A 26,059-nucleotide genomic window follows, 5' to 3' on the forward strand; every position below is an offset into this window, starting at 1 on the left:
CGGCGGGCGGGGCGATGGAAACGCAAAGCGCGACCATCATCCGAAGGCATTACGGGATGATGCATGTCGTCGCGAAACGGCGAACTGTGATGCAAATCGGCCGGATTTGCGGTAACGTGGCCTTTATCCCGAAGGCGATTTTCTGCGAGGTTTCATGACAGCACATCGTGTCGGAAGAACGGCAGCGGCGGCGGTGGTGTGGCTTGGTTGCGCCACGCTGGCCCCCGCGGACGAGATCGAGCGGTTTCACAACAACTACACCTTCGACGCGGCCCAGCGGTTCAAACCCGCAGAAGCAGAACAGGTCGCCGTCGATCCAGAGGTTCTCGCCAAGGCGCTTGAGGATTACGAGATCGCCGTGAAAAAGCGCCTTGCGAAGAAAAAGCTTGAAATATCGCGTCCCGATGGGGTGTTGCGGTTCGTCCTGCGATGGGACGACTACGATACGACCGACACCACCATCGACATGAAGTTCAAATCCGATCAGGCCGCCTGCTTTGAACGCAATGACGTGTTGCGGTGCTATGTGCTTGTCAGTTTTCGAAAGATCACCAATCCCCGTGACCGGATCGAATCGCGAGCGTTCAGTGATTATCAGGCTGAATACGTGATCGACAGGCAGGAGGATGGGTCGCTCCGTCCCTTCGCCGTCTGTCAGCAGGATCGCTGTCCGGGCGTGACGTGGAAATGATAATGGCGCTCGCCCTGTCCGCGATCCTCTGCCTTCTCTCGGGATTCGCGTTTGCTGGACCGTTCCTGGAATCGGATTTCGAGGCCGCGCCCGGCATTCTTCCCGACGGCCAGTTTGCCTTTGCGGTCAGAGTCGTTGAAAGCGGCAATACCGAACTTGCGGAACGCGGTATTCCGCCGGGAACGCTGATCACCCATCTTCATCGGATATCTCCGGACAAGGTCGTCCTTTCGGACGGACCTGACGGCATGATCGAGAACCTGTCGTCGCTGATGCCCGGCGACAAGCTGATCATCACCTGCTATCTTCCCGGCAACGCGGAGAAATCGGAAATCACCGTCTATCTGCCCTCAGCGGCGGAACGGTTTGCGGCGCAGCGCGCGGCGCTGATCCAGACGCAGACAGCAGCGGCCCGGGCAAGCATGAATGCCGGCGATCCCTTCGGAAACGCCTATTGGGGTGTCCGCCTCAGGCTGTTCTCGCTTGGGTATTTCGAGACGCTTCGCGACCTGCTTGACCAAGAGGGCGCGGCCTGGGGAACGGCCATGGACAGGCTGGGCGGCGACACCCTGCCCTGGTTCGGCGATCTCGTCGAGTTGTCGATGCGGCTGGAAAGTGCGACCTCACCCTATGGCGGCGTTCTCTCGGCCTACGCCGTCACCCGTCTGTCCGTGCTGGGCGATTGCGGAGAGCCGGTGGACCGTCTTACCGCGACCCGCACCGAGTGGACGGAATATCGCAACGGTCTTGGCACGTATCAGGGAAGTTCTTCCAAGACGGTGACAAGCGAGGATCTTGAGGTTCCGGCCGGGTTTGGCGACATCCTTCGTCGCAACGGCAGCGGAAGTGTCAGCTTCGTCGCGCGATGGGATCTGGTTCCGATCGTGCGCGCGCTTGGCTGCGACAGCGACACGCGCCGCCGGATGGAGGCCAACATGCTGGCCTTCTATCACGCAAGATCGCCGGTTTGGCGTGCACCGACAGACGTCGATGCGCCCTGAGATGCGCCATGAATTGCCCGCACTGACCACTGACTCTAACCAGACGATCACCGCACGCCGCCGCTAGTCTCCGCTCACCGCGCCGGCTTTGACAGATGCGGCCGCGTTGGACATGCTGTGGCGCATGAGCAGACATCGCCCCCACGAGATGCGGTTCGGCGCCGATCTGCGCGCTGCCTGCGGTGCGTTCACGGTGGTCGGCGGGGTGGCAAAGGGTGCCTTCGTGCGCAAGCGCAGCCTGTGCGGACGCCAGGCGGTGCAGGTGGCGACGGCGCGCAACGCCATCCTGCACGACGAACGGGTCGCGCGGTCCGAGGATCGGGCGCATTATTTCCTGATCCGTCAGCTGGGCGGATCGGCCCGCATGGATCAGGGCCGCTCATCCGTGCTGTCGCCCGGCGATTTCTTTCTGGCGACCTCGCGCGAGGGGTCCGAGTTCTCCTATCCCTCGGCCTCGCTGCAACTGTCGATCCATCTGCCGCATGACGAATTGTCGCGCCTGATGGGCACGACGCTGGCCGTCGGCCGGCACATCGCGTTCGACAGCGTGATCGGCCGCGCGCTGGATCGCGCCTGCCGCGGCGGCGGCGCGGATCGCGGGTTAGAGGATTTGCTGGCGCTGGCGGTGCGCGACGGCGCCGCGCCCGATCTGGATCTGGTCGATGCGGCGATCGGCCTGACCGCGCGCCGCGCCCGCGACATCGCGCTGACCCCGCGCGACCTGGCAGACTTGCTGGGCGTCAGCCTGCGCAGGCTTCAGCGGGCATTGGCGGCGCAGCAGCTGACCGCGGGCCGGCTGATCCAGCAGGCGCGGCTGACGCATGTCCGGCGGCTGCTGGCCGAACGTCCCGACCTGACCATCCTCGCCTGCGCGACCGAGGCGGGCTTTGCCGACATCTCGGGCTTCAACCGCGTCTTTCGCCGGGAATGCAACATGACGCCGGGCCAGTTCCGGCAGGCGGCGTGTCGCGATTCACCAAGACGACGCTGATCGGTGCCGCCTAGGCTGGCGTGACGGTCAACCTTGGGGAGGAGCCATGACCATCTTTGCCAATATCATCGACGGGGCGGAGGACACGACCGGCGCGACATTCGACGTCGTGAACCCCTCCACCGGTGCGGTGGTCGGACAGGCCGTGTCGGCGGATGCCGCGGCGCTGGATCGCGCGGTGGCGGCGGCCCGCCGCGCCCATCCGGGCTGGGCCGCGACGCCTTGGGCCGACCGGCAGGACGCCTGCAACCGGATCGCCGCCCTGATCGAGGCGAACGCGGACGAGCTGGCGCGGCTGTTGTCGCAGGAACAGGGCAAGCCGCTGAACGGCGTCGGCGCGCGGTTCGAGATCGGCGGCGCGCAGGCCTGGACCGCCTATACCGCCTCGCTGACGCTTGAGCCCGAGATCCTTCAGGACAATGACGAAGGCCGGGTCGAACTGCACCGCGTGCCCATCGGCGTCGTGGGCGCGATCACGCCGTGGAACTGGCCGGTGCTGATCGGCATCTGGCATCTGGTGCCGACCATCCTTGCGGGCAACTGCGTCATCATCAAGCCTTCGGAAAACACCCCTTTGTCGACGCTGCGGCTGGTGCAGATCATGCAGCAGGCGTTGCCTCCGGGTGTCGCGCAGGCGCTGGCGTCGGATGGCGGGCTGGGATCGCAGATGACCGCGCATGAGGGGATCGACAAGATCAGCTTCACCGGCTCGATCCCGACCGGATCGAAGGTCATGCGATCCGCGGCCGGCACGATCAAGCGCATCACCCTGGAACTGGGCGGCAACGACGCCGGCATCGTGCTGCCCGACGTGGACCCGGACGCCATCGCCGAGGATCTGTTCTGGGGCTGTTTCATCAATAACGGCCAGACCTGCGCGGCGCTGAAGCGGCTTTATGTCCACGAGGACGTGCATGACGGCGTGGTCGATGCGCTGGTCCGGGTGGCGACGGGCCTGCCGATGGGCGACGGGCTTGACGAGGCCAATGTGATCGGCCCGGTCCAGAACCGCGACCAGTATAATATCGTGCGCGATTTCGTGCAGGACGCGCTGGATCAGGGCGCGCAGATCGCCTGCGGCGGCATCCCGCAGGGCAACGATCTGTTCTTTCCCACGACGATCCTGACCGGGGTCGGACCGGGGATGAAGCTGCACGATCTGGAACAGTTCGGCCCCGCCATCGGCATCACCCGATGGCGCGACGAGGATGCGGTGATCGCGCTGGCCAATGACGACCGGTGCGGGCTTGGCGCCTCGGTCTGGTCGTCGGACCCGGATCGCGCCCGCGCCGTGGCCGACCGGGTCAGCGCCGGAACCGTCTGGATCAACAAGCACGGCGCGATCCAGCCCAACGCCCCCTTCGGCGGCGTGCGCCAGTCGGGCATCGGCGTGCAGTTCGGGGTCGAGGGGCTGCGCGAATGCACCAACGTGAAAACGATCATCCGCTGATCGACAATCCAAGGGAGGACACCATGAAACATCACCTGACGGCCGGATTTCTGGCCGCCGCGCTGCTGGGCGGAACCGCCGCCGCGCATCCTCTGGACGGGCTGACCGGAGAGGAAATCAGCCGCGCCACCCAGATCCTGCGCGATTCGGGCGAGGCCGACGAGCAGACGCTGTATCCGCTGATCGAACTGAAAGAGCCGCCCAAATCCGAGGTGCTGGCCTTCGACGGCGAAAACGCCCCCGACCGCCGCGTGATCGTCGATTACGCCACGCCCGAGGGCTTCAGGCGCGCCACCGTCAACCTGACCAGCGGCGAGGTCGAGGAGACCGCCCCGACCGAGGGACAGCCGATGGTGCTGTTCGACGAATTTCTCAGCGCCATGAAGATTGCCGTCGCCGATGACCGCATGGTCGCGGGGCTGGAAAAGCGCGGCGTGACGCCGGACCAGGCCTTCTGCCTGCCGCTGACCGCCGGCAATTTCCTGACCCCCGAATATGCGGGCAAGCGGCTGATGAAGGTGCCCTGCTACGAGGCGCCGCAGGAAAGCTCGAACTGGTATGCCAAGCCGCTCGAGGGGCTGTATGCCGTCGTGGACCTGGCCGAACGCACGGTGATCGAGGTCATCGACGAAGACCCCATCGCCAAGCCGACCGATCCCTGGGGCTATACCGAGGACGAGATCGCCGAACGCGTGCCGCTGCGCGAAATGGGCAACCCGCCGCAGCTGAGCCAGCCCGGCGGGCCGAATTTCACCCTGAATGACGGGCTGGTCGAATGGGACATGTGGCGCTTTCGTTTCCGCACCGACAAGCGGCCGGGGCTGGTGCTGTCCAATATCGACGTGAAGGACGGCGACGACTGGCGCAGCGTGCTGTATCAGGCGCATCTGTCCGAGGTGTTCGTGCCCTACATGGACCCGTCCGAAGGGTGGTACTGGCGCACCTATATGGACAGCGGCGAATACGGCTTCGGCCTGTTCCTGACGCCGCTGCGCAAGAACGTGGATTGCCCGGCCTATGCGACGTTCCTGCCCGCCATCGTCAATGACGATGCCGGCAACGCGCTGGAAATCCCCGATGCGATCTGCATCTTCGAACGCGCTTTGGGCGACCCGGCCTGGCGGCATTTCGAGGTGTTCGCGCAGGGCGAGGGCCGGTTCGTCCCGGCCGAGGGGCGGCCCGAGACCGAACTGGTCGTCCGCTCCGCCTCCGAGGTGGGCAATTACGACTATCTGATCGACTATCGCTTCAAGACCAATGGCGACATCTATATCAAGATCGGCGCGTCCGGGCTGGATGCGGTCAAGGGCGTGGAATCGACCAGCATGGACGATCCGACCGCGGCCGAGGACACGAAATACGGCACGCTGATCGCCCCGCATCTGGTCGCGGCCAATCACGACCACTATTTCAACTTCCGGCTGGACTTCGACATCGACCGGCCTGAAAACATGGCCTCGACGCTGGACATCGTGCCGGCGCAGGATCTGCCCGACGTGCCGCGCAAGTCGATGTGGGCGGTCAGCGAGGACATGGCCGACAGCGAACTTGACGCGCGCTATACGTTCAGCGCCCTCAAGCCGCGCTATTTCCACGTGATGAACGGCGGCCGCAAGACCGATCTGGGCCACCACCCGTCCTACATGATCCATCACGGTTCGGTCGCCTACGGGCCGTACGATTTCGACAACGACCCGCCGTTCAAGCGCAACCGCTATCTGGAATACAGCCTGTGGAACACCGTCTATGACCCGGATCAGCGCTATGCGGGCGGCACGTTCGCGATGCAGTCGGACGGCTCGGACACGCTGGCGCAATGGGTCGAGGATGACCAGTCGCTGAAGGATGCCGACATCGTGTCGTGGTTCACCGCCGGCTTCCACCATATCCCGCGGGTCGAGGACTGGCCGGTCATGTCCACCGACTGGAAGACCATCCATCTGATGCCGATGAACTTCTTCGGCATGAACCCCGCAGCCACCCTTCGCCTGCCGCAGGGCGCGGACGCACCCGAGGCCGATGCCGCCGCCCCGACCGACGCAGGCGAGGCCGCCGAGACGGCAAGAACGTCCGAGGACGGCGACGAGGCGACGACCGAATGACCACGATCTCCGCGCCGCCCCCGGCGGCGCGGAGAAACGGCCCGGCGCGCATGGGACGCCACCCGCGCGCAGCCGGGGCCGCCCGCCGCGCGATTTGCATGCGCAGGCCGTTTTTCCCTTTCCTGACGCGCGGTCATGGTCAAAGCTGACCGGACCATGGACCACGACCACCGGCGGCGATGACGCCGGGTCGTGGCCGCACGGGTCAGAAACGGAGGTCTCATGTTTCGCACCGCAGCCCTGGCCGGAATGGCCGCCTTCCTGTCGCAGGCCGCTTTCGCGCAGGTGACAGTGTTCGAGAATGTCCGGATCTTCGACGGCACCTCGGACCAGCTTTCGCAGCCGATGCATGTGCTTGTCCGCGACAACATCATCCAGCAGATCGCGGCCGACCCGATCCCCGCGGACCGCAGCGGCACCACCACGCTGATCGACGGCGGCGGACTGACGCTGATGCCGGGACTGATCGACGCGCATACGCATCTGGTCATGGGCTCGATTCCGCAAGGCGCGGTGCTGAGCCGCGACCAGAATTACGTGATGCTGCGCGCGGGTGCCGCAGCCGAAGACTATCTGATGCGCGGCTTCACGACCGCGCGCGACGCGGGCGGGCCGACCTTCGGGCTGAAAGAGGCGATCGACGAGGGGTTCGTTGTCGGGCCGCGCATCTATCCCTCGGGGGCGACGATCTCGCAGACCTCGGGGCACGGCGATTTCCGCATGCCGCTGGAACTGCCCGCTGCGGGCGACAATCCGCATTTCTCGGAACGCTATGGCTATGCGACCATCGCGGACGGGACGGATGCCGTCCTGCGCGCCACGCGCGAGAACCTGATGCGCGGCGCAAGCCAGATCAAGGTGATGGCCGGCGGCGGCGTCGCCTCGAATTTCGACCCGCTGGACGTGACCCAATACACCGAGGAAGAGATGCGCGCCGCCGTCGATGCCGCCGCATCGTGGAACACCTATGTCACGGTCCACGCCTATACCCCGGCGGCGATCCAGCAGGCCATCCGCGCGGGCGTGAAATCGGTCGAACACGGGCAGCTGGCGGATGAGGACACCATCAGGATGATGGCCGAAAACGATGTCTGGCTGTCCTTGCAACCCTTTCTGGACGACGAACACGCGATCCCCTTCCCCGAAGGCTCGGCCAACCGCGAAAAGCAGCTGTCGATTGTCGCCGGCACCGACACTGCCTACGACCTCGCCCGCAAGCACGGGGTCAAGCTAGCCTGGGGCACGGACACGCTGTTCGATCCGGAACTGGCCACAAAGCAGAATGAGCAGCTGACCAAGATGACCCGCTGGTTCACTCCGGCCGAGGTGCTGAAGATGGCGACCCACGACAACGCCCAGCTTTTGCAGCTGTCAGGCCCGCGCAACCCCTATCCCGGCAGGCTGGGTGTGGTTAAGGAAGGCGCGCTTGCCGATCTGCTGCTGGTCGATGGCGATGTGATCGCCGATCTGGAACTGCTGGACGACCCCGAGGCGAACCTCGTGGTGATCATGAAGGACGGCAAGATCTTCAAGAACACGCTTTCCGCGGACCAGTGACAGGGGCGGCCGCGTCCTGACAAACGGCGCCGGCGGATGGGCTTTCGCCGGCGCGACCGTTTCGCTCAACGGGTCCGGGTCTGGTCGCCCATCTGCTTGAAGACATAGATCGGCAGCAGGATCGACGCGACAAGGCTGCCCAGCCAGACCAGCAGCGTGGCGGCCAGCCAGTTCGAGATGCCGCCGATCACCATGCCGTCCATCAGCAATTCGGTCACGAACAGGCCGAAAAAGATCGTCACCAACGCGATCCCGCCCATCAGCTGCGGGAATTTCTTCAGCGAGATCTTCGTGATCAGCGGCCCGAAGATCGTCTGCACCACCGAAAAGATGACGACGGCCAGCAGAAAGGACAGCGCGTTGATCTGAAAGCCGGGCAGGAACAGCACGGCCAACAGCAGACCCACGGCATTGGCGATCAGATAGGATACGGTGGAAATCGCGAAACGGACCAACGATCTTTTCCTTTACGCAGGGTCAAGTTATCCGCTCACGTTAGGCGGAACGCCCTGGCCTGACAACAGGCTTTCCCCGCTTGGCGCGCACCTGCTTCCCGCCGACCTCACAGACCGTCCAGGAACTGGCGTGTGGCGCGGGTCGCGGCGGCGGTGGTTTCGGCGTTGAACTCCAGACTGCTGAGAAAGGATTTCTCCTCCTGATCGAAGCTGTGGGTCGCCCCCTCATAGGTGGTGACCGCGACGGTCGCGCCCTGCGACAGCAGCGATCCGGCGATGGTCAGGCAGCGCCGTTCGTTCGTGATCGTGTCGCCATCGACCAGCAGGAACAGATAGGCCAGATCCGCCGGCAGCCTTGCCGCCGACCCGACCGAGGCCAGCCCGCAATAGGGATAGAACAGCGCCGCGCCGCGAACCCCGTCATGCGGGCGCGCAGCCATGGTTTCGGGCCAGTCAGTCAGCAGCGGCGGGACGGTGCCGGCCTCGGCCAGCGCCAGGAAATCCAGCGCGGCCCAGCCGCCATGCGACAGGCCGATCAGGGCGATCCTGTCGGCCTGCACGTCGGGCCGGTCGCGCAAGATGGCCAGCGCCACCGCGATGTCCGACGCCCGCTCGGCCCCGTTCAGGATCTGTCCGGCGCAGACCAGCCGCCACAGCTGCGCATCGTCCAGCCCGCGCGGCCCGTGGCTGTCCACGATCACCGACAGCCAGCCGGCGGCGGCCAGTTCCGCCGCCAGACGGTTCAGGTTCGACTGCGGCCCGTCGCAGCCCGACAGAAGCATCGCGGCGGGAAACGGCCCCTCGCCCTCGGGCACGACCCAGGTGAAACCCGGCGCGATCTGCTGCGCCAGGTCCGCCGGCGTCTGAACCATCGCGGTCCAGCCCAGCCTGCCGCGAAAGCTGTTGACCGCGACCAGGATCGCGATCACCGCCACGGCCAGCCCGATCCACAGCCAGATGCGCCTCATGCCGCCATCCCTGGCGCGGCGTCGGCGGGTCCGGGCGCATCAGTCATTCGTGCACCCCATCTGAAAGCCGTTGTCGCAATGCGCCTTCAGCCGTTCGGTGTCGGCATCGGTCCAGTCGGCGGGGGCGGTGACCTGAACCCACGGCGCGATATAGTCCTGCGCGTAATAGGCATGGCCGTGACCGGGCGGCGCGCCAAAGCTCAGCGCCATGTCCAGCGCCAGCTGGAACTGGGTGACGATGGGCATGAAGCTCATGTGGCTGGACGCGTCCTCGGCCGGGGGTTCGTTCATCCAGGGCGGCGCGCGCCACAGCGAATAGGGATCGTAGAACACGATCGGATCGCTGGAATATTGCAGGAACACGATCCGCATGTCGCCCCAGTCCGCCGCCGCGTCCGAGGCGTCGGCGACATGCGAGGCATAGCGCACAAGCGAGCCGTCCCCGATCCGGGGCAGCACCCACGGGCTGTCCGGATCGCGCGCGTTCTGGACATAGTTCCAGAAATTCGACGGAAATGGCGGGCCGGCCCACAACGCGCCGTCGATGGGGTCGTTCACCAGCCGGAACAGGTTGGTCGCATACATCGACGACCATGCGCCAAGGCTCAGCCCGTGGACATAGAAACGCGGGCGGTCGTCCGGCGGCAGCGTCTTCCAGTAATCGTGCACCACCTCCAGCAGCGCCGTGGCCGTGTCCAGCCCGGTCGTCGTCTCGAGGATCAGCGCCAGCGGCGATTGCAGATAGGAATATTGCGCCGCCACCGTCGCGATGTCGCCGTCATGCATGTATTCCAGCGGATCGTGGCTGCCCGGGTCCAGCCAGCCGGTGCCGGTGGGGCTGGCCACCACCAGCACCTCGCGGTCGAACGCGCCCAGACGCTGCAACTCGGCCAAGGCCAGCCGGGCGCGTTCGTGCGCCGTATCGCCGTCGGCCCGGCCGACATAGACGCGGATGGGGTCCAGCGCCGGACGGCCGGTAAAGGCGGCAATGGCCTGCGCATCGGGACCCGAGGTGACGAACTCGCGCCCCGGCTGTCCCATCGCGCCCCAGTCGATCAGCGATTCCGGCCCGCCGGGCACCCCGGCCTGCGCCGGCGGCGGCGGCGCGGTATCGAACAGCTCCTGCGCGGCGGCATATCCCTCGTCCAGCCCGGTCACGACGCGGTCAAGGATGCCGTCGCGCGTGATCACGAACAGGATCAGCGCGACCGCGATCACCCCCAGCACATTGGCGCGGCGCGGCGGCATGATGCGATAGAACCAGGATCGCAGCCGGCGGAACAGCCACGCCACCGCCGCGCCGATGGCAAAGGCCAGCGCGAAGGTGACAGCGGCCGCCAGCAGCATCACCAGCAGACCGCGTTCGTCCGACAGCTTCATACCCATCTTGGCCCGCAGATCGTTCTGCCAGCCCATGCTGGACATCAGCGTCCAGCCGAACAGCACCAGCACCGCCACGCTGCACAGGATCACGGCCCACCGCGCCGCCTTGCCGGTCAGCACCGGCATGTCCGCCGCATACCAGATCAGCGCGACGATCCGCGCCGCCAGATACCCCAGCGCCGTGACCAGCCCGCCCAGCACCCCCTGGATCAGCGGGCCGCGCGGGATCATCGACGGCGTCAGCGAGGCGGCGAAGAACACCAGCCCCACAAGCAAAGCGGGGATCGAGAACAGCCGCAGCCGGGTCATGCGCATCGCCTTCCTTTCGCTGTCCACGCGGCGCGGGCTCATGCCTGCCGCTCCTCGAAGGCCGACACATCCTCGGCCAGCAGCACCGCGATCGGGCGCGTCTGCGGGAACGCCGCCAGCACGATGGCGATCATCGAGGTCAGCGGCACCGACAGGATCGCGCCGGGAATGCCCCACAGCAGCGTCCAGAAGGTCAGCGTCACCAGCACGACAAAGGGCGACATGTTGACCTTGCGCCCCACCACGCGCGGCTCCAGCACGTTGCCCACCCAGGTCTGGACCAGGATCAGCAACGCCGTCACCAGCAGCGTCACACCCACCGATCCGGTCTGCGCCAGCGTCAGCATCACCGGAAACGCCACCCCCAGATACGATCCGACATAGGGGATATAGTTCAGCAACCCGATGACGATGGCCCAGAACAGCGCGAAATCGACGCCGAAGACCAGCAGGATCGCAAGACACATCACCGCCAGGACGATGTTGATCAGCGTCTTGATCGCCAGGTAATCGCCGATGCTGCGATTGATCCTGCGCACCGTGTCATGGGTCAGCGCCGCACGGTCGTCGGGAAAGGCCGCGTCGATCTTGTGCGCAAATCCGGCCCGCTCGCTCATCAGGAACATGGCATAGATCACCACCATGAAGATCGTGCCCGCAAGCGAGCCCAGCGAGGACAACAGCAGCGACAGCAGGTCCTGCAGGCTGACCGGCGGCAGCGCCGCCATCGTGCGCGCGGCCCAATCCTCGGGCAGCGACGCGCCGAAAGAGGCCGCCGTCTCCTCGACCATGCGCCGCAGATTGCCGATATAGAGGGGCAGGCGCGTCTGCAATTCCTGCGCGGTCGAGACGACGACCGACCCGAAAACGGTGATGACCCCGACAAAGCCCAGCAGGACAAAGCTCCGCCGCGCGATCTCGGGCAGCCGGCCGATCACCGGCTGCCGGCCCAGCCAGGCCGAGGCTGCGGTCAGCACATAGACCGAAATCACCGCGATGACGATGGGCAGCAGAAAATCCTTGCCGATGACCAGCAGCCAGCCCGTCACCGCCGCCAGCACCACCGTCGCCGCAATGGTCCGGATCGCGGCGCCCGGACCGGGGGAAAACGTGTGGCGGATCGGGGGGCCGGGCTGCATCTCAGTCCGCGGGGCCGCGCGACGTCATGCCCGCCTGCCACGGGATGCCGGCGATGAGAGACGGAACGGGGCCGGACATCGGGTCTCTCCTCGGCAATCGTCCATCCGCGATGGCGCGGATGGAAAAACATTCCGGCCCTTGGCGGACGGGACATCAGGCTGAGAACGCCCGCCCGTCAGGGTTGATGAAAGCTAACCCGGTTTGCTGCATCCGCGCAAGCGAGGGTTTGAGGTTCCCACCGGCGGATGCGATCCTGCATCGGTCGCGCGACCAGGCGCCCGGATCATCTTCCCGCAAGTGTCGTGCCGGTCCAGCCCGGCGGGTCCGAGGCCGGGAAGGAATCGCGCGACGCCAGCATCACCGGATCGCGTTCCTCGCTGTCCGACACCGCCTTGCGCGATCCGGTCCGCCGGCGCGGAACCGGCCCGTCAAGCCGTTCGGCCGGCCGGAAGATCGGCTCTGGCATCGGCCGCGCGGCGCCGTCCGGGTCGTCGCGGACGATGTATAACCAGTCGTTCCGCAGGGCATAGTCGATGGCGCTGTCGCGGTCGGGAAAGCTCAGCCGGATCGGCTGGAACGGGTCGCGCGTCTGCGTCCAGCCCATCAGCGGCTCGATCCCCGGCGCATGGGCAGGCTCGAATTCCAGAATCCAGTGGCGCGGGCGCGGCCCCGATTGGGTGGGCCCGCGCGACGGGCGATAGATGACGGCCGTCGGCACGTCCGGCCCGCGCAGATCGCTGCCCGGAAGCCGGGGCCGGAACGGCGGCCGGTTATGCCCGGATCTGTCGAACATGCTGACCTCCTGTTGCCAGAACTTGTGCCTGCCTCCTGCGCGGAACGCGCCATACCCGCCCGCGCAGGACGATCCTGGTGCCGGACAGGCCGGGTCGACACGCGCCCGGCCCGCCGTCACCTGTCACGAGGTCTTCACCTCGATCCGCTTCACCCGCGCCCGCGCCTCTTCGGTCTTGGGCAGCGTCACCGTCAGCTCGCCGCGCTTGAACTCGGCCTCGGCCTTTTCGGAATCGACGCCGGGCGGGATCGGGATCATCCGGTGAAAGCTGCGGCGCGACTGCGAGGTGAAACCTTCCTTCTCGGTCTTTTCCTCGCGCTCGCCGCGGATCGTCAGCATGTCCTCGGTGACGTTCACCTCGACATCCTCGTCGTCCAGTCCGGGCAGGTCCACCGACACCAGCATCGCATCGTCGGTTTCCGAAATATCGGTGCGCGGACCGGCCGCGGGCAGGCTGCCGTCGAACGGGCTGTCGAAGCGGCCCCAGAAATCCTCGAACACGCGGTTCAGGTCCCGTTGCAGCGAGACCATGGGGTTCTCATCGCCCTCGCGCCGGGCCGGCACCCGGTTGCGGTCCCGGTTCCAGCTCCAGGGAATCAGATCGCTGAATGCCATGATCGTTTCCTCCTTTCTCTGTCGTCTCGGGCGGTCCCGGCCGCGTCAGGCGGCCTTGACCTTGATCTGTTTCGGCTTGGCGGCTTCGCTTTTGCGCAGGGTCAGCGTCAGTACGCCGTCGCTGTGGCTGGCCTCGATCCCCTCGGGGTCGATCGTCTGGGGCAGGCTGAAGGCCCGCTCGAACGTGCCGGGCGCGTATTCCGCATAGATCCGGCGATAGCCTTCGGGCGCCGGCGCATCGATGGCCCCGCGCACGGTCAGCGAACGGTTCTCGACCGAGACATCGACGCTGTCAGGCGTCACCCCCGGCATGTCGATGGTCAGCGTCACCACATCGTCCTTTTCGAAAATGTCGGTGGCGGGGCGAAAGGTCGGGCCGGTCGCAGGGGTCTGCCGGTCATCGGTCCGCGCCACCTCGCCGCCGGTTTTCTGCATGTCATGTGCCATTGTCGTTCCTCCTTTCCTCGGGTCCGGGTCAGCTTGCCTTCACGTCGATCTTGCGGGGGCGTTCGGCATCGGGGCGGCCCATCTCGACCTCCAGCACGCCGTTCTTCACCCGCGCCTCGACCTTGTCGGGATCGACGCGCAACGGCAGGCGGATCGAGCGCGAGAACTCGCCCCAGGGCCGTTCGCGGCGATGCCATGCGGCGTCGTCGTCATCGGTCGCGGGGCTGCGCCGGCCGGCGATGACCAGCGTATTTTCGCGCACGGTCAGATCGATATCGTCCCTGCCGACGCCGGGCATCTCGGCGGTCACGACCAGGCTGTCGTCGCCCAGCCACAGATTGACCGGCGGCCAGGCACCGCCATCCTGACGCGAGGCGCGCTGATCGCCCTCGAACATGCGGTTCATCTGGGACTGCAACTGCCGCAATTCGGCAAAGGGGTCCCAGGACATTCCCGACAATCCGTAATTCAGCATCGTTTCCTCCTCTTGCAGTTCGGCACAACGCGATTGCCCGCGCGGCGGCGCGGACAGCGCGGGACTGTCGCTGAGGAAGGGTGGATCGCGTGCGATCCGGCACGAAGACGCATGGCGACCACGTGTGTCGATACGCAAGGCTGACAACGACACCTTGCGGTCGATGACGGGACCGGAACGCTGCATCCTGCACACGCCCGGATTGTGCCACCATCTTCGGGACCCTCAATCGGCATCCCGCGCCCGTGATCTGGGAATCCCCCGCAGCCTTGTCAAGAGGTCTGGCAGCACGCGCGCGCGGGAAAACGCGACCGGCGCGCGGTGCGTCAGATCGGCTGTCGCCGCATCCCATGGCCGCAGCAGACCCGCGCCGTCAGCGCAGCCGGCGCGGCAGCGCCAGGCGCGTCAGCGCAGCCGGCGCGGCAGCGCCAGGCGCGTCAGCATGGTCATCATCGCGCGGAACCGGGCGCCATAGGGCGGGGTCAGCAGGCCCAGCCCGTTGATCCGCGACTGGATGAAGGTGCCGCGCAGATGCGAGAACGTGTCGAACCCGTATCGGCCGTGGTAATGGCCCATCCCCGACGCGCCGACGCCGCCAAAGGGCAGATCGGTCTGCGCCACATGCATGATCGTCTCGTTGTAACACGCGCCGCCCGAGACGATGCGCGCCGACAGCGCCTCGATCTCGGCCCGGTCTTGGGAAAAGTAATAGGCGGCCAGCGGGCGCGGACCTGCATTCACGCGCGACACCATCTCGTCCGTCGACTCGACCGCGATCACCGGCAGGATCGGGCCGAAGATTTCCTCGGTCATGACCAGGCTGTCCTCGGGCGCGCCGGTCACGATCAGCGGCGGGAACAGGCGGCTGTTCCGGCCCGCCTCGTGATCGCTCAGCCTGTGCAGTTCGGCGCCCCGCGCCACGGCGTCGTCGCGCATCCGCACCAGACGCCCGAACTGGCGGTCGTCGATGATGTGGGTGACGTCGGGATTGCCGGCGATGTCGGGATAATGCCGCGCCATCCATTCGCGCGCGCCGGCGATGAACCCCTCGCGCAGCGGGCGGGCGATCAGCACGTGATCGGGCGCTACGCAGGTCTGGCCCGCGTTCAGCATCTTGCCGGTCATCACCCGCGCCACGGCACGATCCAGATCGGCGTTTTCCGTCACCAGCACCGGCGACTTGCCGCCCAGTTCCAGCGTGACCGGCGTCAGGTTCCGCGCCGCCGCCTGCATCACCTTGCGCCCGATTTCGGCATTGCCGGTGAAGAACAGGTGATCGAAGGGCAGCACCGAAAATTCCGCCCCGATCTGCGGGCCGCCACGGATCACCGCAAGCTCGTCGGGGGCAAAGTGCCGCGCCGCCGCGCCGGCCAGCCATGCGGCAAAGTTCGGCGCGTATTCCGATGTCTTGACCAGCGCCCGGTTGCCGGCGGCGAATGCGCCCACCAGCGGCCCGATCATCAGAAACAGCGGATAGTTCCACGGCCCGATGATGCCCGCCAGACCCTTCGGCTGCGGCACGATCCGCGACCGGCCGGGCCGGAACCACACAGCCGTCGGCACCTTGCGCGGCCGCATCCAGCCCTTGCCGTGGCGCAGGGCATGCGCGATCTCGGCATAGCTGGGGAAAATCTCGGCCATGCGGGTATCGGCGGCGGGGCGCTGGCCGAAATCGGTGGCGATGGCCTCGATCACCCCGGCCTCGTCGGCACGCAGCATCCGCGCCAGCCGTTCCAGCCGGTCGCGGCGAATGTCCCATCCCGGCGCCGGATCGGCCCGCGACGCGGCCATCGCCGCCTCGAACCGCGCGATCAGCGTCCGGCTGCTGTCCCAGTCCTCTTCGCGGATCATGGCTCCTCCCATCCCGCACGGCGCGGCCCGCCCGCGCCGACTGGCGGGGTTCAGCCCGCCGCCAGCGCGGCCACGATCCGGTCGCCCATCTCGGCCGTGGATACCGGCGTGCCGCCATCGGGTCCCATCAGATCGGCGGTGCGGACACCGTCGGCCAGCACCCGTTCCACCGCCCGTTCCAGATCGGCCGCCGCATCGCCCCGGTCGAAGGAATAGCGCAGCGCCATCGCAAAGCTGAGGATGCAGGCGATCGGGTTGGCCTTGCCCTGCCCGGCAATGTCGGGCGCGCTGCCATGCACCGGTTCATACATCGCGCGGGGACGCCCGTTTTCCATCTTCGCCCCCAGGCTGGCCGAGGGCAGCATCCCCAGGCTGCCGGTCAGCATCGCCGCCGCATCCGACAGGATGTCGCCGAACAGATTGTCGGTCACGATCACGTCGAACTGCCGCGGATTGCGGACCAGCTGCATGGCGCCGTTATCGGCATACATGTGCGACAGCTCGATGTCCGGATATTCGTTGTCGTGGACCCACTGCACCTCTTCGCGCCACAGGATGCCCGATTCCATCACGTTGGCCTTTTCCATCGAACAGACCCGCCCCGACCGCTGCCCCGCCAGATCGAAGGCGGAACGCGCGACGCGCCGGATCTCTCCGCTGGTATAGCGTTGGGTGTTCACGCCCACCCGCCCGCCCTCGTTGTCGGGGTTGTTGTCGTCCGCGTGGATGCCGCGCGGCTCGCCGAAATAGACCCCGCTCGTCAGTTCGCGCACGATCAGGATATCCAGCCCCGCCACCACCTCGCGCTTCAGCGACGAGAAATCGGCCAGCGCGTCGAAACACTGCGCCGGCCGCAGATTGGCGAACAGGTCCAGCTCCTTGCGCAGGCGCAGCAGGCCGCGTTCGGGCTTCACGCTGAAATCGAGGCTGTCATATTGCGGCCCGCCCACCGCGCCCAGCAACACCGCATCGACCGACAGCGCCTTCTCCAGCGTCTCGTCGGCGCAGGGGCTGCCATGTTCGTCATAGGCCGCGCCGCCGACCAGATCCTGCGTCACCTCAAACGACATGCCGCGATGGGTCTGGAACCAGTCGATGATCTTGACGACCTCGACCATGACTTCGGGGCCGATCCCGTCGCCGGGCAGGATGAGAAGCGAATAGCTGTCGGACATGCGGTATCTCCCTCTGGCGTCCAGCCGGGTTAGACCCGCCCCCGCGCGCGGTCAAGATCACGCAGACTTGGCTTGCCAACCGCGCCCGGATCGGGCGGGATGGGGCCGGGCAGAAAACAAGAAACCAAGGCAGGAACGGAACAGGCCATGAAACTGTGGGATGCCGTGATGATCGCGGCGGTGGCGGCAGGCGCATTGCTGCTGGCCACGGCCGACATGTCGGCGGGGCAAGGGCACGCGGACGCAGCCCCGCCCCAAATTTCGGTGCCGGACGCAGACCGCGCGCAGCGGCCGGACGCCATCGCGACCCGGACCGCACCCGCCGCCGGCGACCGAGCCGACCCCCGCCCCTGACCTCTTGCGTCCGCCGCGCCGCTGGCGCAGCCTGCCGCGCGGGAAAAACGCGGGAAGACCAGCATCATGCCAGCCTTGTCGGCGGGAATCTTCAGCCTTGCGCTGGGATACACGCTCAGCCAGTTCTATCGCGCCTTTCTGGCGGTGCTGACGCCGCTGCTGCGCGACGGGCTTGGCGCCTCGGCGGGCGATCTGGCGCTGTCCTCGGGGCTGTGGTTCGCGACATTCGCGCTGATGCAGATGCCGGTCGGCTGGGCGCTGGACCGGCTGGGGCCGCGCCGGACGGTGGCCACCGCCCTGGCGCTGGGCGGCGGCGGAGGCGCGGCGGTCTTTGCGCTGGCGCAGGCGCCCTGGCACCTGCATGTCGCGATGGGGCTGCTGGGCATCGGCTGCGCGCCGGTGCTGATGGGGGCCTATTACATCTTCGCCCGCGAATACCCCGCCGCCGCGTTCAGCGCGCTGGCCGGCATGTTCGTGGGCTTCGGCTCGGCCGGCAACATCCTGGGGGCCGCGCCGCTGGTCTGGCTGATCGACGCGGTCGGCTGGCGCGCGGCGCTGTGGGGGATGGCCGGCTTCACCCTGATCGTGGCGGCGCTGATCGCGCTGTGGGTGCGCGACCCGCCCGCCCCGCAGGGCCATCATCCGAAAGGCAGCATCGGCCAGATCCTGCGGCTGCGCGCGCTGTGGTTCATCCTGCCGCTGCTGTTCGTGAACTACGCCGCCTTCGGGGCGGTGCGCGGCCTGTGGGCCGGCCCGTTCCTGGAACAGGTCCACGACGCCGACGCGCGCACCATCGGGCGGGTCACGCTGGCCATGGGCGTGGCGATGATCGTGGGCAATTTCCTGGTCGGGCCGGCGGTGCGTCTGGTCGGCGACCTGCGCCGCACCGTGCTGATCTTCAGCGCCATGACGGTCGCGGTGATGGCGACGCTGTGGCTGTTTCCCGGCGCCGGGCTGGCGCAGGCCGGCATCCTTCTGGCGCTGGTCGGGCTGTCGGGCGCGGGCTATCCGCTGCTGATGGCGCATGGCCGATCGTTCTTGCCGCCGCATCTGGTGGGGCGCGGCGTCACCTTTCTGAACATGATCTCGATCGGCGGGGTCGGCATCATGCAGTTCGCCTCGCGCCCGCTTTATGGCGCGGCCAGCGCGGCCTATCCCCCGGCGCAGGCCTTCGCTATGCTGTGGCTGTTCTTCCTGATCCCGCTGACGGTCGGGTTCGCGCTGTATTTCCTGACGCCGGAGGCCGAGATTGGCTGACACCCCGCTGGTCGTTGCGCCCAATCTGAAACGCCGCCTGTCGGGCGTGACCGCGACGGTGGTCCGGCTGATCCCGGTGCAGGCGCGGCTGATCGACATCCGCGCCACCGGCCCCGGCCTGCCGCCACAGGTGCCCCATATCCCGCTGTGGCGCGCAGCCCTGATGCCGCGCGACCGCTGGCGGGTCTGGCACGCGCGGCGCAACACCGAAATGGCGCTGGGGCTGATCCTGCGCCGCCTCCTGCGCCGCAGATACCGGCTGATGTTCACCTCGGCGGCGCAGCGCCGCCATACCGGCTTCACCCGCTGGCTGATCCGCCAGCAAGAGGCGCTGGTGGCGACCACCCCGCAGGCCGCAGGCTATCTGGAACGTCCCGCGCAGATCGTCATGCACGGCGTCGATACCGACATCTTCCATCCGCCCGCCGACCGCGCCGCGCTGCGCCGCGATCTGGGGCTGGACCCGGACGCGGTGCTGATCGGCTGCTTCGGGCGGGTGCGCGAACAGAAGGGCGTCGATCTGCTGGTGCAGGCCGGTTTGCGCCTGCTGCCCGACCGGCCGCGCGCGCAGATCCTGTTCACCGGCCGCATCACGCCGGAACATCGCGGCTTTGCCGACGATCTTCAGGCCCGCATCGCCGCCGCCGGGCTGGCCGACCGCATCCGCTTTCTGGGCGAACTGCCCTGGGACCGGCTGGTGGCGCATTATCAGGCGCTGGACCTGTTCGCCGCCCCCGCGCGGTGGGAGGGGTTCGGCCTCACCCCGCTCGAGGCGATGGCCTGCGGCGTCCCCGCCATCGGCAGCCGCGTCGGCGCGTACGAGGCGCTGATCCGCGACGGCCAGACCGGCAGCATCGTGGACACCGGTGATGCCGGGTCGCTGACCGATGCACTGGCGCGCTGGCTGGACGACGATGCCGCCCGCGCGGCGGCGGGACGCGCGGCGCGCGCCCATGTCACCGCCCGCCACAGCATCGCGACCGAGGCCCGCGCCCTGGTCGACATCTATTCCGTCCTGCTGGCGCGGCCATGAACCGGCTGCGCTTTCACACCGCCCGCCTGCTGCGAAACGAGGCCGCATTGCGCGCCATGTCGGTGCCGCAGGGCAATCTGCTGGCCGATCTGGAGGGCCGGACGGTGGCGCTGATCGGCAATGCCCGCGCCCTGACCGGCGGCGACAGCGGCGCGCGGATCGACGCCGCCGATCTGGTCATCCGCATCAACCGCGCCCCGATCCCCGCGCCGGCCAGCCATGGCAGCCGCACCGACTGGCTGGCGCTGGCCACGCGGCTGAACGAAGCCGACCGCGCCCGCCTGTCCCCCGACCGCATCCTGTGGATGTCGCCCAAGCGCAAGCGGCTGGACTGGCGCAGCGCCGCCAGCCCCGGCTTCTACCTGCACCCGCTGGCCGATTACGCCGCGCTGCGGGACCGGCTGTCCGCCCCCCCCACCACCGGCGCGCTGACCGTCGACCTGCTGCTGCGGTCGCGCCTGCGCAGCCTGACGCTTTTCGGCTTCGACTTCTTCGCCTCGCGCAGCCTGTCGGGCCGCCGCAGCGCGCAGCAGGTCCCGCATGATTTCGCCGCCGAAGCCGCGTGGGTCGCGGATCTGTCGCGCCACGACCCCCGCCTGACCCTGATCCGCGCCGAAGAGCGCGCCGAAACCGGGCAGACACGGACCACGCCCTCACCCGCGCTGGACTGACACCGCGCAGCCCGCCGAAACCCCTCCGACCTTCAGAAAGCGCCTTCGGCAGGCTCCCAAAGCTTGAATTGAACTCAATCCATTTCGTAGGTGGTTCAGCCTCTGCCTTACGCATCCTTGTTCCACGCCTCTCGTCCTCGCAAATCGGCCTCACCGCCTGACCGCCCCCCCACGCAACAGCACCGCCCGCAGTCTGTGCACATGCTGTGCACGCCCGGTGCCGCCCCGGTGGACGCCGCGTGCGGCCGGAAACCCTGCATTTGCTGGCCCTTTCCGCGCCCCGCCGCAGCCGTTGCCGATCCGTGCCGTGCAACGCCCGCGCCTGGCCGCAACGGGCCTGCCCTTCCATCCCGCGCCCGCCTGCGGTAAACGCCGGCAACCGCAGAAAACAGGAGTCCCCAATGGGCTACAAACTCGTTGTTGCCGGCGCCACGGGGAACGTGGGCCGCGAGATGCTGAACATCCTCGACGAACGCCAGTTCCCGGTCGACGAGATCGCCGTTCTGGCCAGCCGCCGCAGCCAGGGAACCGAGGTCAGCTTCGGCGACCGGACGCTGAAGATCCAGGATATCGACCAGTTCGACTTTGCCGGATGGGACATGGCGCTGTTCGCCATCGGCTCGGACGCGACAAAGAAATACGCCCCCCTCGCCGCCAAGGCCGGCTGCGTCGTGATCGACAACTCGTCGCTCTATCGCTATGACCCCGACATCCCGCTGATCGTCCCCGAGGTGAACCCCGAGGCGATCCAGGGCTATGCCAGGAAGAACATCATCGCCAATCCCAACTGCTCGACCGCGCAGATGGTGGTGGCGCTGAAGCCGCTGCACGAACGCGCCCGGATCAAGCGCGTGGTGGTGTCGACCTATCAGTCGGTCAGCGGCGCCGGCAAGGACGGCATGGACGAATTGTGGAACCAGACCAAGGGCATATACGTGCCGGGGCAAGAGGTCGAACCCAGCAAGTTCCAGAAACAGATCGCCTTCAACGTCATCCCCCAGATCGACGTCTTCATGGAGGACGGGCAGACCAAGGAAGAATGGAAGATGGTCGTCGAGACGAAGAAGATCGTCGATCCGTCGATCAAGGTCACCGCGACCTGCGTGCGCGTGCCGGTCTTCGTGGGCCACGCCGAGGCCATCAATATCGAGTTCGAGGATTTCCTGGACGAGGACGAGGCCCGCGACATCCTGCGCGAGGCGCCCGGCCTGATGGTGGTCGATAAACGCGAGCCGGGCGGCTATACCACGCCGGTCGAATGCGTGGGCGATTACGCCACCTTCATCAGCCGCATCCGCCAGGATTCGACCGTGGAAAACGGGCTGAACCTGTGGTGCGTGTCCGACAACCTGCGCAAGGGCGCGGCGCTGAACGCGGTCCAGATCGCCGAATTGCTGGGCAACCGGGTGCTGAAGAAAGGCTGATCCGGCGCCAGCCCTTCGCGGGTCCGGTCCGGGGCGGCGTGGCATCTGCCATCGCCGCCCTTTGACCGCCGGCCTCAGCCGCCGCGCCGTGTCAGATGGAGATCCAGCGCTGGCCGGCATCCTCGGCCTGCCACAGCGTGCCTTCGCGGATGTCGTGGACCAGCCCGTGCAGCGACAGCGCCCCGTCCTCCACCGCGGCCTCGACGAACGGAAACGTCATCAGGTTCTCGATCGAGATCATCACCGCCTCGCGCTCCAGCGCGGGGATCTGCTCATCCTCGGGCAGATCCTTCACCCGCTCGTATCCCGGCCGCAGAATGTCCATCCAGCGCCCGACAAAGCTGGTCTTTTCCTCCAGCGCGGGCGCTTTTCCCGAACACATCGCATGACAGCCGGCGACGCCGCCGCAACTGGTGTGGCCGACCACGATCACATGCGCGACCTTCAGCGCCGTCACCGCGTATTCGATCGTCGCCGAGGTGCCGTGCTGCAACCCGTCGGGCGCATAGGGCGGCACCAGATTGGCGATGTTGCGGTGAATGAAGAACTCGCCCGAATCCGCGCCGAAGATGCTGGTCACATGCACCCGGCTGTCGCAGCACGAGATCACCATCGCCCGCGGGCGCTGCCCGTCATCGGCCAGACGGCGATACCAGCCGCGGTTGTCGGCAAAGGATGTGGCCTTCCAGCCGTGGAACCGGCTGACCAGATATTGCGGCAGGGGGCGGACGTTGTGCATGCTTGACCTCGCGCTTTTGCCCGTGTGTTACGACGGGTTTGAGGAAAATTCGAGCGGTTTCTTCGCCGCCGATCAAGCGTTTCTTCACCGCCGCGCGTCATCTTCTCGCCACATGTGGCAGAACGAGTTCTCGGAGGTGCAGATGGCACAGATCACGTCGCTGGCGATAACCGAGCCTGTGCGCGTCGATGCAAGGCGGGTGGGCGATATCGTCGGCGAGCTGGGCGAAACCGCCGCGCAGAACGTCATCGGACTGGCGCTGGAACAGCTTGCCGTGGCGCTGACCGCCACCGATGCCGCGCTTGAGGCGGGCGATCTGGCGCTGGCGGTCGGTCACGCCGACCGGCTGTCGCGGCTGGCCTGGCAGATCGGGCTTTTGTCGCTGGCCGGTGTCGCGATGGATCTGGGCGCGCTGGCCGAACGCGGACAGGCGCCGGCGCTGTCGGCGGTCCGCGCCCGGCTGTTGCGGGTCGGCAACCGGTCGCTGACCGCGATCTGGGACCGTGGCGGCACCGGCTGAGCCGGGGTCTTGCAGGGCCGCCCGCAGCTTGTAGTGTGGCCGCACGATCAGCCAAGGAAACCGCCATGACCCCGGAATTCGCCCCCGCCACGGATGAGTCGCTGCCGATCTGGCCGGTCTGGAAGGACGATCCCATCCCGCCGCAGGCGCAGGCGGGCGACTGGCCGGAACGCTGCGGCTTCACCGGCGCGTCGGGCGAAACCTGCCTTCTGCCGGACGGACAGGGCGGTCTTGCCGGTGCGCTTGTGGGGCTTGGCGCGCGCGATCGCGCGGACCGCCAGCGGTTCGGCTTTGCGCGCGCCGCCGACCTTCCCCGCGGCGTGTGGCATCTGGCCGAAACGCCCGACGGGTTCGACGCCGAACAGGCCGCGCTTGGCTGGCTGCTGGGCCAGTATCGCTTTGCCCGCTACAAGTCCGCGCCGTCGCCCGCCGCGCGCCTTGTCTGCCCGGACGGTGTCGATGCCGCCAAGGTGCAGGCCATCGCCGCCGGCGAATACCTGACCCGCGACCTGATCAACACGCCGGCCAGCGACATGGGGCCGCAACAGCTTGAGGATGGGGCGCGCGATCTGGCCCGCGCTCTGGGCGCCTCGGTCGAGGTGACGACCGGCGCGGCGCTGCTGACCGCAAACCTGCCGATGATCCACGCCGTCGGGCGCGCGGCGCAGGACGCGCCGCGGCTGATCGACATCCGGCTGGGCGATGGCGCGGGTCCGGCGCTGACCATCGTCGGCAAGGGGGTCTGCTTCGATACCGGCGGGCTGAACCTGAAGCCCGGTGCGTCGATGGGGCTGATGAAAAAGGACATGGGCGGGGCCGCGACCGCGCTTGGCCTGCTGAAAATGCTGGCGGAGACCGGCGCGGCGCAGGGCCGCCGCATCCGCGTGCTGATCCCGGCAGTCGAAAACAGCGTGGCCGGCAACGCCTTTCGCCCCGGCGACGTGCTGACCAGCCGCAAGGGGCTGACGGTCGAGGTGAACAACACCGACGCCGAAGGAAGGCTGGTGCTGGCCGACGCGCTGACGCTGGCGGCCGAGGAAAAGCCCGATCTGATGATCTCGTTCGCGACGCTGACCGGGGCGGCGCGGGTGGCGCTTGGCCCCGACATTCCGCCCTTCTACTGCGACGACGACACGACCGCGCAGACGATCCAGTCGGCCGCGATGCAGGTCGCCGATCCGCTGTGGCGGATGCCGTTCTGGGCGCCCTACGAGTCGCTGATCGAACCGCAGATCGCGGATCTGGACAACGCGCCCTCGGGCGGCATGGCCGGCTCGATCACCGCGGCGCTGTTCCTGCGCCGCTTTGCCGAAGGGGCGGGCCGTTACGTGCATCTGGACATCTATGGCTGGCAGCCGACCGCCGCGCCGGGCCGGCCCAAGGGCGGCGTCGGTCAGGGCGCGCGCGCGATCCTGGCCGCGCTGCCGCGGATGCTGGCATGAGCCTCGACCGTCGCCTGACGCCGGCCACCGAGCGGGTCGCGCTGGCCAGCCTGCGGGGCATCCTCGACCGGCCGGCCTACAGCGCGGGCGATCCGGCGCGCGTCGCCGTTCCCCTCGCCGATCTGATGAGCGCGCCGGACGGTCGCCGCGACCGGCAGGTGAATTTCGGCGCCGACGCGACGGTGATCGACCGCGACGGCGACTGGGCGTTCGTGCAGATGGCGCTGGACGGATATTGCGGCTGGCTGCGCCACGATGCGCTGACCGACGATATGCCGCCCGTGACGCATCGCGTGATCGCGCCCGCCACCCATGTCTATCCCGCCCCCGACATGAAGCGGCACCAGATGCACGCGCTGTCTTTGGGCGCGCGCCTGTCGGTGACCGGGACCGAGGGCGGGTTCGCGCGCCTTGCCACCGGCGGCTATGTGCCGCTGCCCCATATCGGCGACCGGCCCGCCGCCGATCCGGTCGCGGTCGCGGAACTGCTGATCGGCACGCCCTATCTCTGGGGCGGCAACAGCGACTGGGGCATCGACTGTTCGGGGCTGGTGCAGGCGGCGCTGACGGCCTGCGACATCCCCTGCCCCGGCGACAGCGACCTTCAGCGCGCGGCCTTTCCCGCCGCCGACAACATCCGGCGCGGCGACCTGCTGTTCTGGCCCGGCCATGTCGCGCTGGCCGTGTCGGACACGCAGATGATCCACGCCACCGCCTGGAGGATGGCGGTCATGTGGGAGCCGATAGCGAACGCCATCGCCCGCATCGAGGCGGCCGGCGACGGCCCGTTTCAGGGCATCCGAAGACCCGTCAGGGGATGATGTTGCCGACCCAGTTGCCATGAACCCAGCCAAGGCCCCTGCCGGAAATCTGACGACGCGGCCCGACCCTCTGGCAGACATCCGCCTGATCGATCTGTCCGCCCGGCACCGCGATGCCATACCAACCATCGCGACCCTCGAAGATCGTCAGGCGATCACCATTATGAACTTCGCCCAACTTGCGGTAGTTGCTGCCCGGCCCGCTGCGGACGGCCAGAAAACCGTCGCCATCCGTCTTCAGCCCCATCACGGTCCCCTGGCTGCAATTCGCGGCCTGACCGTCCGATTCGTATTCGTGGATCGGAACATCCAGTTGCTGCGCCATCACGACCGCGCCGCTGATCACCAGCGCCAATGGGGCAAGGACAAGGCTGTAAAATCTCATCATGCCCACA

General features: G+C 67.6%; 26 protein-coding genes. 14 read left to right on the top strand and 12 right to left on the bottom strand.

What is annotated here, in order from left to right; translation table 11 throughout:
- Positions 1 to 154: 154 nt before the first annotated feature.
- The 6 genes from JHW45_RS17180 to JHW45_RS17205 all read left to right on the top strand — a co-directional run bounded on the left by JHW45_RS17180 (position 155) and on the right by JHW45_RS17205 (position 7,792).
- Positions 155 to 691, top strand: coding sequence for a hypothetical protein (locus JHW45_RS17180; protein ID WP_272858800.1), 537 nt, complete (start codon positions 155 to 157; stop codon positions 689 to 691).
- Positions 692 to 693: 2 nt separating this feature from the next.
- Positions 694 to 1,692, top strand: coding sequence for a hypothetical protein (locus JHW45_RS17185; RefSeq protein ID WP_272858801.1), 999 nt, complete (start codon positions 694 to 696; stop codon positions 1,690 to 1,692).
- 124 nt (positions 1,693 to 1,816) lie between these two features.
- Positions 1,817 to 2,683, top strand: a complete 867-nt coding sequence (locus JHW45_RS17190) for a helix-turn-helix domain-containing protein (RefSeq protein WP_272858802.1) — start codon at positions 1,817 to 1,819, stop codon at positions 2,681 to 2,683.
- Positions 2,684 to 2,729: 46 nt separating this feature from the next.
- Positions 2,730 to 4,133, top strand: a complete 1,404-nt coding sequence (locus JHW45_RS17195) for an aldehyde dehydrogenase family protein (protein ID WP_272858803.1) — start codon at positions 2,730 to 2,732, stop codon at positions 4,131 to 4,133.
- A complete protein-coding gene (locus JHW45_RS17200) occupies positions 4,103 to 6,235 on the top strand; it encodes a copper amine oxidase (protein WP_272858804.1) in 2,133 nt (710 codons plus the stop codon). Before JHW45_RS17195 ends, JHW45_RS17200 begins: the two co-directional genes overlap by 31 nt.
- Before the next feature lie 222 nt (positions 6,236 to 6,457).
- Positions 6,458 to 7,792, top strand: a complete 1,335-nt coding sequence (locus tag JHW45_RS17205) for a metal-dependent hydrolase family protein (RefSeq protein WP_272858805.1) — start codon at positions 6,458 to 6,460, stop codon at positions 7,790 to 7,792.
- 65 nt (positions 7,793 to 7,857) lie between these two features.
- Here JHW45_RS17205 and JHW45_RS17210 read toward each other — a convergent pair whose 3' ends face one another.
- The 10 genes from JHW45_RS17210 to leuB all read right to left on the bottom strand — a co-directional run bounded on the left by JHW45_RS17210 (position 7,858) and on the right by leuB (position 17,403).
- A complete protein-coding gene (locus JHW45_RS17210; protein WP_272858806.1) occupies positions 7,858 to 8,247 on the bottom strand; it encodes a phage holin family protein in 390 nt (129 codons plus the stop codon).
- Positions 8,248 to 8,354: 107 nt separating this feature from the next.
- A complete protein-coding gene (locus JHW45_RS17215) occupies positions 8,355 to 9,215 on the bottom strand; it encodes a dienelactone hydrolase family protein (RefSeq protein ID WP_272858807.1) in 861 nt (286 codons plus the stop codon).
- Positions 9,216 to 9,254: 39 nt separating this feature from the next.
- Complete coding sequence (locus JHW45_RS17220; protein WP_272858808.1) at positions 9,255 to 10,949, bottom strand: alpha/beta hydrolase; 1,695 nt, start codon at positions 10,947 to 10,949, stop codon at positions 9,255 to 9,257.
- Entirely contained in the window at positions 10,946 to 12,046 is a 1,101-nt protein-coding gene (locus JHW45_RS17225; RefSeq protein WP_272858809.1) for an AI-2E family transporter, read from the bottom strand. The genes JHW45_RS17220 and JHW45_RS17225 overlap by 4 nt, the downstream gene beginning before the upstream one ends.
- 284 nt (positions 12,047 to 12,330) lie before the next feature.
- On the bottom strand, positions 12,331 to 12,840 hold the full coding sequence (locus tag JHW45_RS17230; protein WP_272858810.1) for an NADH dehydrogenase ubiquinone Fe-S protein 4: 510 nt from the start codon (positions 12,838 to 12,840) through the stop codon (positions 12,331 to 12,333).
- Positions 12,841 to 12,963: 123 nt separating this feature from the next.
- Positions 12,964 to 13,455: an Hsp20/alpha crystallin family protein gene (locus JHW45_RS17235; RefSeq protein WP_272858811.1), complete on the bottom strand. Its 492-nt coding sequence runs from the start codon at positions 13,453 to 13,455 to the stop codon at positions 12,964 to 12,966.
- Positions 13,456 to 13,500: 45 nt separating this feature from the next.
- Entirely contained in the window at positions 13,501 to 13,902 is a 402-nt protein-coding gene (locus tag JHW45_RS17240) for an Hsp20/alpha crystallin family protein (RefSeq protein WP_272858812.1), read from the bottom strand.
- Positions 13,903 to 13,930: 28 nt separating this feature from the next.
- On the bottom strand, positions 13,931 to 14,377 hold the full coding sequence (locus tag JHW45_RS17245) for an Hsp20/alpha crystallin family protein (protein ID WP_272858813.1): 447 nt from the start codon (positions 14,375 to 14,377) through the stop codon (positions 13,931 to 13,933).
- Between the two features lie 405 nt (positions 14,378 to 14,782).
- Positions 14,783 to 16,228, bottom strand: a complete 1,446-nt coding sequence (locus JHW45_RS17250) for a coniferyl aldehyde dehydrogenase (RefSeq protein WP_272858814.1) — start codon at positions 16,226 to 16,228, stop codon at positions 14,783 to 14,785.
- A 50-nt stretch (positions 16,229 to 16,278) separates the two neighbouring features.
- Positions 16,279 to 17,403, bottom strand: coding sequence for a 3-isopropylmalate dehydrogenase (gene leuB / locus JHW45_RS17255; protein ID WP_272858815.1), 1,125 nt, complete (start codon positions 17,401 to 17,403; stop codon positions 16,279 to 16,281).
- Positions 17,404 to 17,550: 147 nt separating this feature from the next.
- Here leuB and JHW45_RS17260 point away from each other — a divergent pair, with 147 nt between their 5' ends.
- The 5 genes from JHW45_RS17260 (at position 17,551) to JHW45_RS17280 (ending at position 22,142) form a co-directional block, all read left to right on the top strand.
- Positions 17,551 to 17,757 (top strand): hypothetical protein, encoded by a 207-nt coding sequence (locus tag JHW45_RS17260; RefSeq protein ID WP_272858816.1) that lies wholly within the window; start codon positions 17,551 to 17,553, stop codon positions 17,755 to 17,757.
- A 66-nt stretch (positions 17,758 to 17,823) separates the two neighbouring features.
- On the top strand, positions 17,824 to 19,014 hold the full coding sequence (locus tag JHW45_RS17265) for an MFS transporter (RefSeq protein ID WP_272858817.1): 1,191 nt from the start codon (positions 17,824 to 17,826) through the stop codon (positions 19,012 to 19,014).
- A complete protein-coding gene (locus tag JHW45_RS17270; protein WP_272858818.1) occupies positions 19,007 to 20,047 on the top strand; it encodes a glycosyltransferase family 4 protein in 1,041 nt (346 codons plus the stop codon). Before JHW45_RS17265 ends, JHW45_RS17270 begins: the two co-directional genes overlap by 8 nt.
- Positions 20,044 to 20,718 carry a glycosyltransferase family 29 protein gene (locus JHW45_RS17275; RefSeq protein ID WP_272858819.1) on the top strand — a complete coding sequence of 225 codons (675 nt, stop codon included), beginning with the start codon at positions 20,044 to 20,046 and terminating at the stop codon, positions 20,716 to 20,718. The genes JHW45_RS17270 and JHW45_RS17275 overlap by 4 nt, the downstream gene beginning before the upstream one ends.
- Positions 20,719 to 21,119: 401 nt before the next feature.
- Positions 21,120 to 22,142: an aspartate-semialdehyde dehydrogenase gene (locus JHW45_RS17280; protein ID WP_272858820.1), complete on the top strand. Its 1,023-nt coding sequence runs from the start codon at positions 21,120 to 21,122 to the stop codon at positions 22,140 to 22,142.
- Positions 22,143 to 22,233: 91 nt separating this feature from the next.
- On the opposite strand, the gene JHW45_RS17285 is transcribed toward JHW45_RS17280, so the two are convergent.
- On the bottom strand, positions 22,234 to 22,881 hold the full coding sequence (locus JHW45_RS17285; RefSeq protein ID WP_272858821.1) for a carbonic anhydrase: 648 nt from the start codon (positions 22,879 to 22,881) through the stop codon (positions 22,234 to 22,236).
- 142 nt (positions 22,882 to 23,023) lie between these two features.
- Here JHW45_RS17285 and JHW45_RS17290 point away from each other — a divergent pair, with 142 nt between their 5' ends.
- From JHW45_RS17290 to JHW45_RS17300, 3 genes are all read left to right on the top strand, one after another.
- Positions 23,024 to 23,401 (top strand): hypothetical protein, encoded by a 378-nt coding sequence (locus JHW45_RS17290; RefSeq protein WP_272858822.1) that lies wholly within the window; start codon positions 23,024 to 23,026, stop codon positions 23,399 to 23,401.
- Positions 23,402 to 23,466: 65 nt separating this feature from the next.
- The gene (locus JHW45_RS17295) at positions 23,467 to 24,843 is read left to right on the top strand and encodes a leucyl aminopeptidase family protein (protein WP_272858823.1); all 1,377 of its coding nucleotides are present in this window, start codon (positions 23,467 to 23,469) and stop codon (positions 24,841 to 24,843) included.
- Positions 24,840 to 25,664 carry a C40 family peptidase gene (locus tag JHW45_RS17300; protein ID WP_272858824.1) on the top strand — a complete coding sequence of 275 codons (825 nt, stop codon included), beginning with the start codon at positions 24,840 to 24,842 and terminating at the stop codon, positions 25,662 to 25,664. Before JHW45_RS17295 ends, JHW45_RS17300 begins: the two co-directional genes overlap by 4 nt.
- On the opposite strand, the gene JHW45_RS17305 is transcribed toward JHW45_RS17300, so the two are convergent.
- Complete coding sequence (locus JHW45_RS17305; protein WP_272858825.1) at positions 25,654 to 26,052, bottom strand: SH3 domain-containing protein; 399 nt, start codon at positions 26,050 to 26,052, stop codon at positions 25,654 to 25,656. The two genes, JHW45_RS17300 and JHW45_RS17305, sit on opposite strands and share 11 nt — an antisense overlap.
- Positions 26,053 to 26,059: the final 7 nt, after the last annotated feature.

It is taken from the genome of Paracoccus stylophorae (genome assembly GCF_028553765.1).
Taxonomy (GTDB): Bacteria; Pseudomonadota; Alphaproteobacteria; order Rhodobacterales; family Rhodobacteraceae; genus Paracoccus; species Paracoccus stylophorae.

Excerpts from the sequence above, each read along its gene's own strand:
- JHW45_RS17180 (WP_272858800.1), top strand. The coding sequence starts at position 155 with ATGACAGCACATCGTGTCGGAAGAACGGCAGCGGCGGCGGTGGTGTGG.
- JHW45_RS17185 (WP_272858801.1), top strand. The coding sequence starts at position 694 with ATGGCGCTCGCCCTGTCCGCGATCCTCTGCCTTCTCTCGGGATTCGCG.
- JHW45_RS17190 (WP_272858802.1), top strand. The coding sequence starts at position 1,817 with ATGAGCAGACATCGCCCCCACGAGATGCGGTTCGGCGCCGATCTGCGC.
- JHW45_RS17195 (WP_272858803.1), top strand. The coding sequence starts at position 2,730 with ATGACCATCTTTGCCAATATCATCGACGGGGCGGAGGACACGACCGGC.
- JHW45_RS17200 (WP_272858804.1), top strand. The coding sequence starts at position 4,103 with ATGCACCAACGTGAAAACGATCATCCGCTGATCGACAATCCAAGGGAG.
- JHW45_RS17205 (WP_272858805.1), top strand. The coding sequence starts at position 6,458 with ATGTTTCGCACCGCAGCCCTGGCCGGAATGGCCGCCTTCCTGTCGCAG.
- JHW45_RS17215 (WP_272858807.1), bottom strand. The coding sequence starts at position 9,215 with ATGAGGCGCATCTGGCTGTGGATCGGGCTGGCCGTGGCGGTGATCGCG.
- JHW45_RS17220 (WP_272858808.1), bottom strand. The coding sequence starts at position 10,949 with ATGAGCCCGCGCCGCGTGGACAGCGAAAGGAAGGCGATGCGCATGACC.
- JHW45_RS17225 (WP_272858809.1), bottom strand. The coding sequence starts at position 12,046 with ATGCAGCCCGGCCCCCCGATCCGCCACACGTTTTCCCCCGGTCCGGGC.
- JHW45_RS17230 (WP_272858810.1), bottom strand. The coding sequence starts at position 12,840 with ATGTTCGACAGATCCGGGCATAACCGGCCGCCGTTCCGGCCCCGGCTT.
- JHW45_RS17235 (WP_272858811.1), bottom strand. The coding sequence starts at position 13,455 with ATGGCATTCAGCGATCTGATTCCCTGGAGCTGGAACCGGGACCGCAAC.
- JHW45_RS17240 (WP_272858812.1), bottom strand. The coding sequence starts at position 13,902 with ATGGCACATGACATGCAGAAAACCGGCGGCGAGGTGGCGCGGACCGAT.
- JHW45_RS17245 (WP_272858813.1), bottom strand. The coding sequence starts at position 14,377 with ATGCTGAATTACGGATTGTCGGGAATGTCCTGGGACCCCTTTGCCGAA.
- JHW45_RS17250 (WP_272858814.1), bottom strand. The coding sequence starts at position 16,228 with ATGATCCGCGAAGAGGACTGGGACAGCAGCCGGACGCTGATCGCGCGG.
- leuB (WP_272858815.1), bottom strand. The coding sequence starts at position 17,403 with ATGTCCGACAGCTATTCGCTTCTCATCCTGCCCGGCGACGGGATCGGC.
- JHW45_RS17260 (WP_272858816.1), top strand. The coding sequence starts at position 17,551 with ATGAAACTGTGGGATGCCGTGATGATCGCGGCGGTGGCGGCAGGCGCA.
- JHW45_RS17265 (WP_272858817.1), top strand. The coding sequence starts at position 17,824 with ATGCCAGCCTTGTCGGCGGGAATCTTCAGCCTTGCGCTGGGATACACG.
- JHW45_RS17275 (WP_272858819.1), top strand. The coding sequence starts at position 20,044 with ATGAACCGGCTGCGCTTTCACACCGCCCGCCTGCTGCGAAACGAGGCC.
- JHW45_RS17280 (WP_272858820.1), top strand. The coding sequence starts at position 21,120 with ATGGGCTACAAACTCGTTGTTGCCGGCGCCACGGGGAACGTGGGCCGC.
- JHW45_RS17285 (WP_272858821.1), bottom strand. The coding sequence starts at position 22,881 with ATGCACAACGTCCGCCCCCTGCCGCAATATCTGGTCAGCCGGTTCCAC.
- JHW45_RS17290 (WP_272858822.1), top strand. The coding sequence starts at position 23,024 with ATGGCACAGATCACGTCGCTGGCGATAACCGAGCCTGTGCGCGTCGAT.
- JHW45_RS17295 (WP_272858823.1), top strand. The coding sequence starts at position 23,467 with ATGACCCCGGAATTCGCCCCCGCCACGGATGAGTCGCTGCCGATCTGG.
- JHW45_RS17300 (WP_272858824.1), top strand. The coding sequence starts at position 24,840 with ATGAGCCTCGACCGTCGCCTGACGCCGGCCACCGAGCGGGTCGCGCTG.
- JHW45_RS17305 (WP_272858825.1), bottom strand. The coding sequence starts at position 26,052 with ATGATGAGATTTTACAGCCTTGTCCTTGCCCCATTGGCGCTGGTGATC.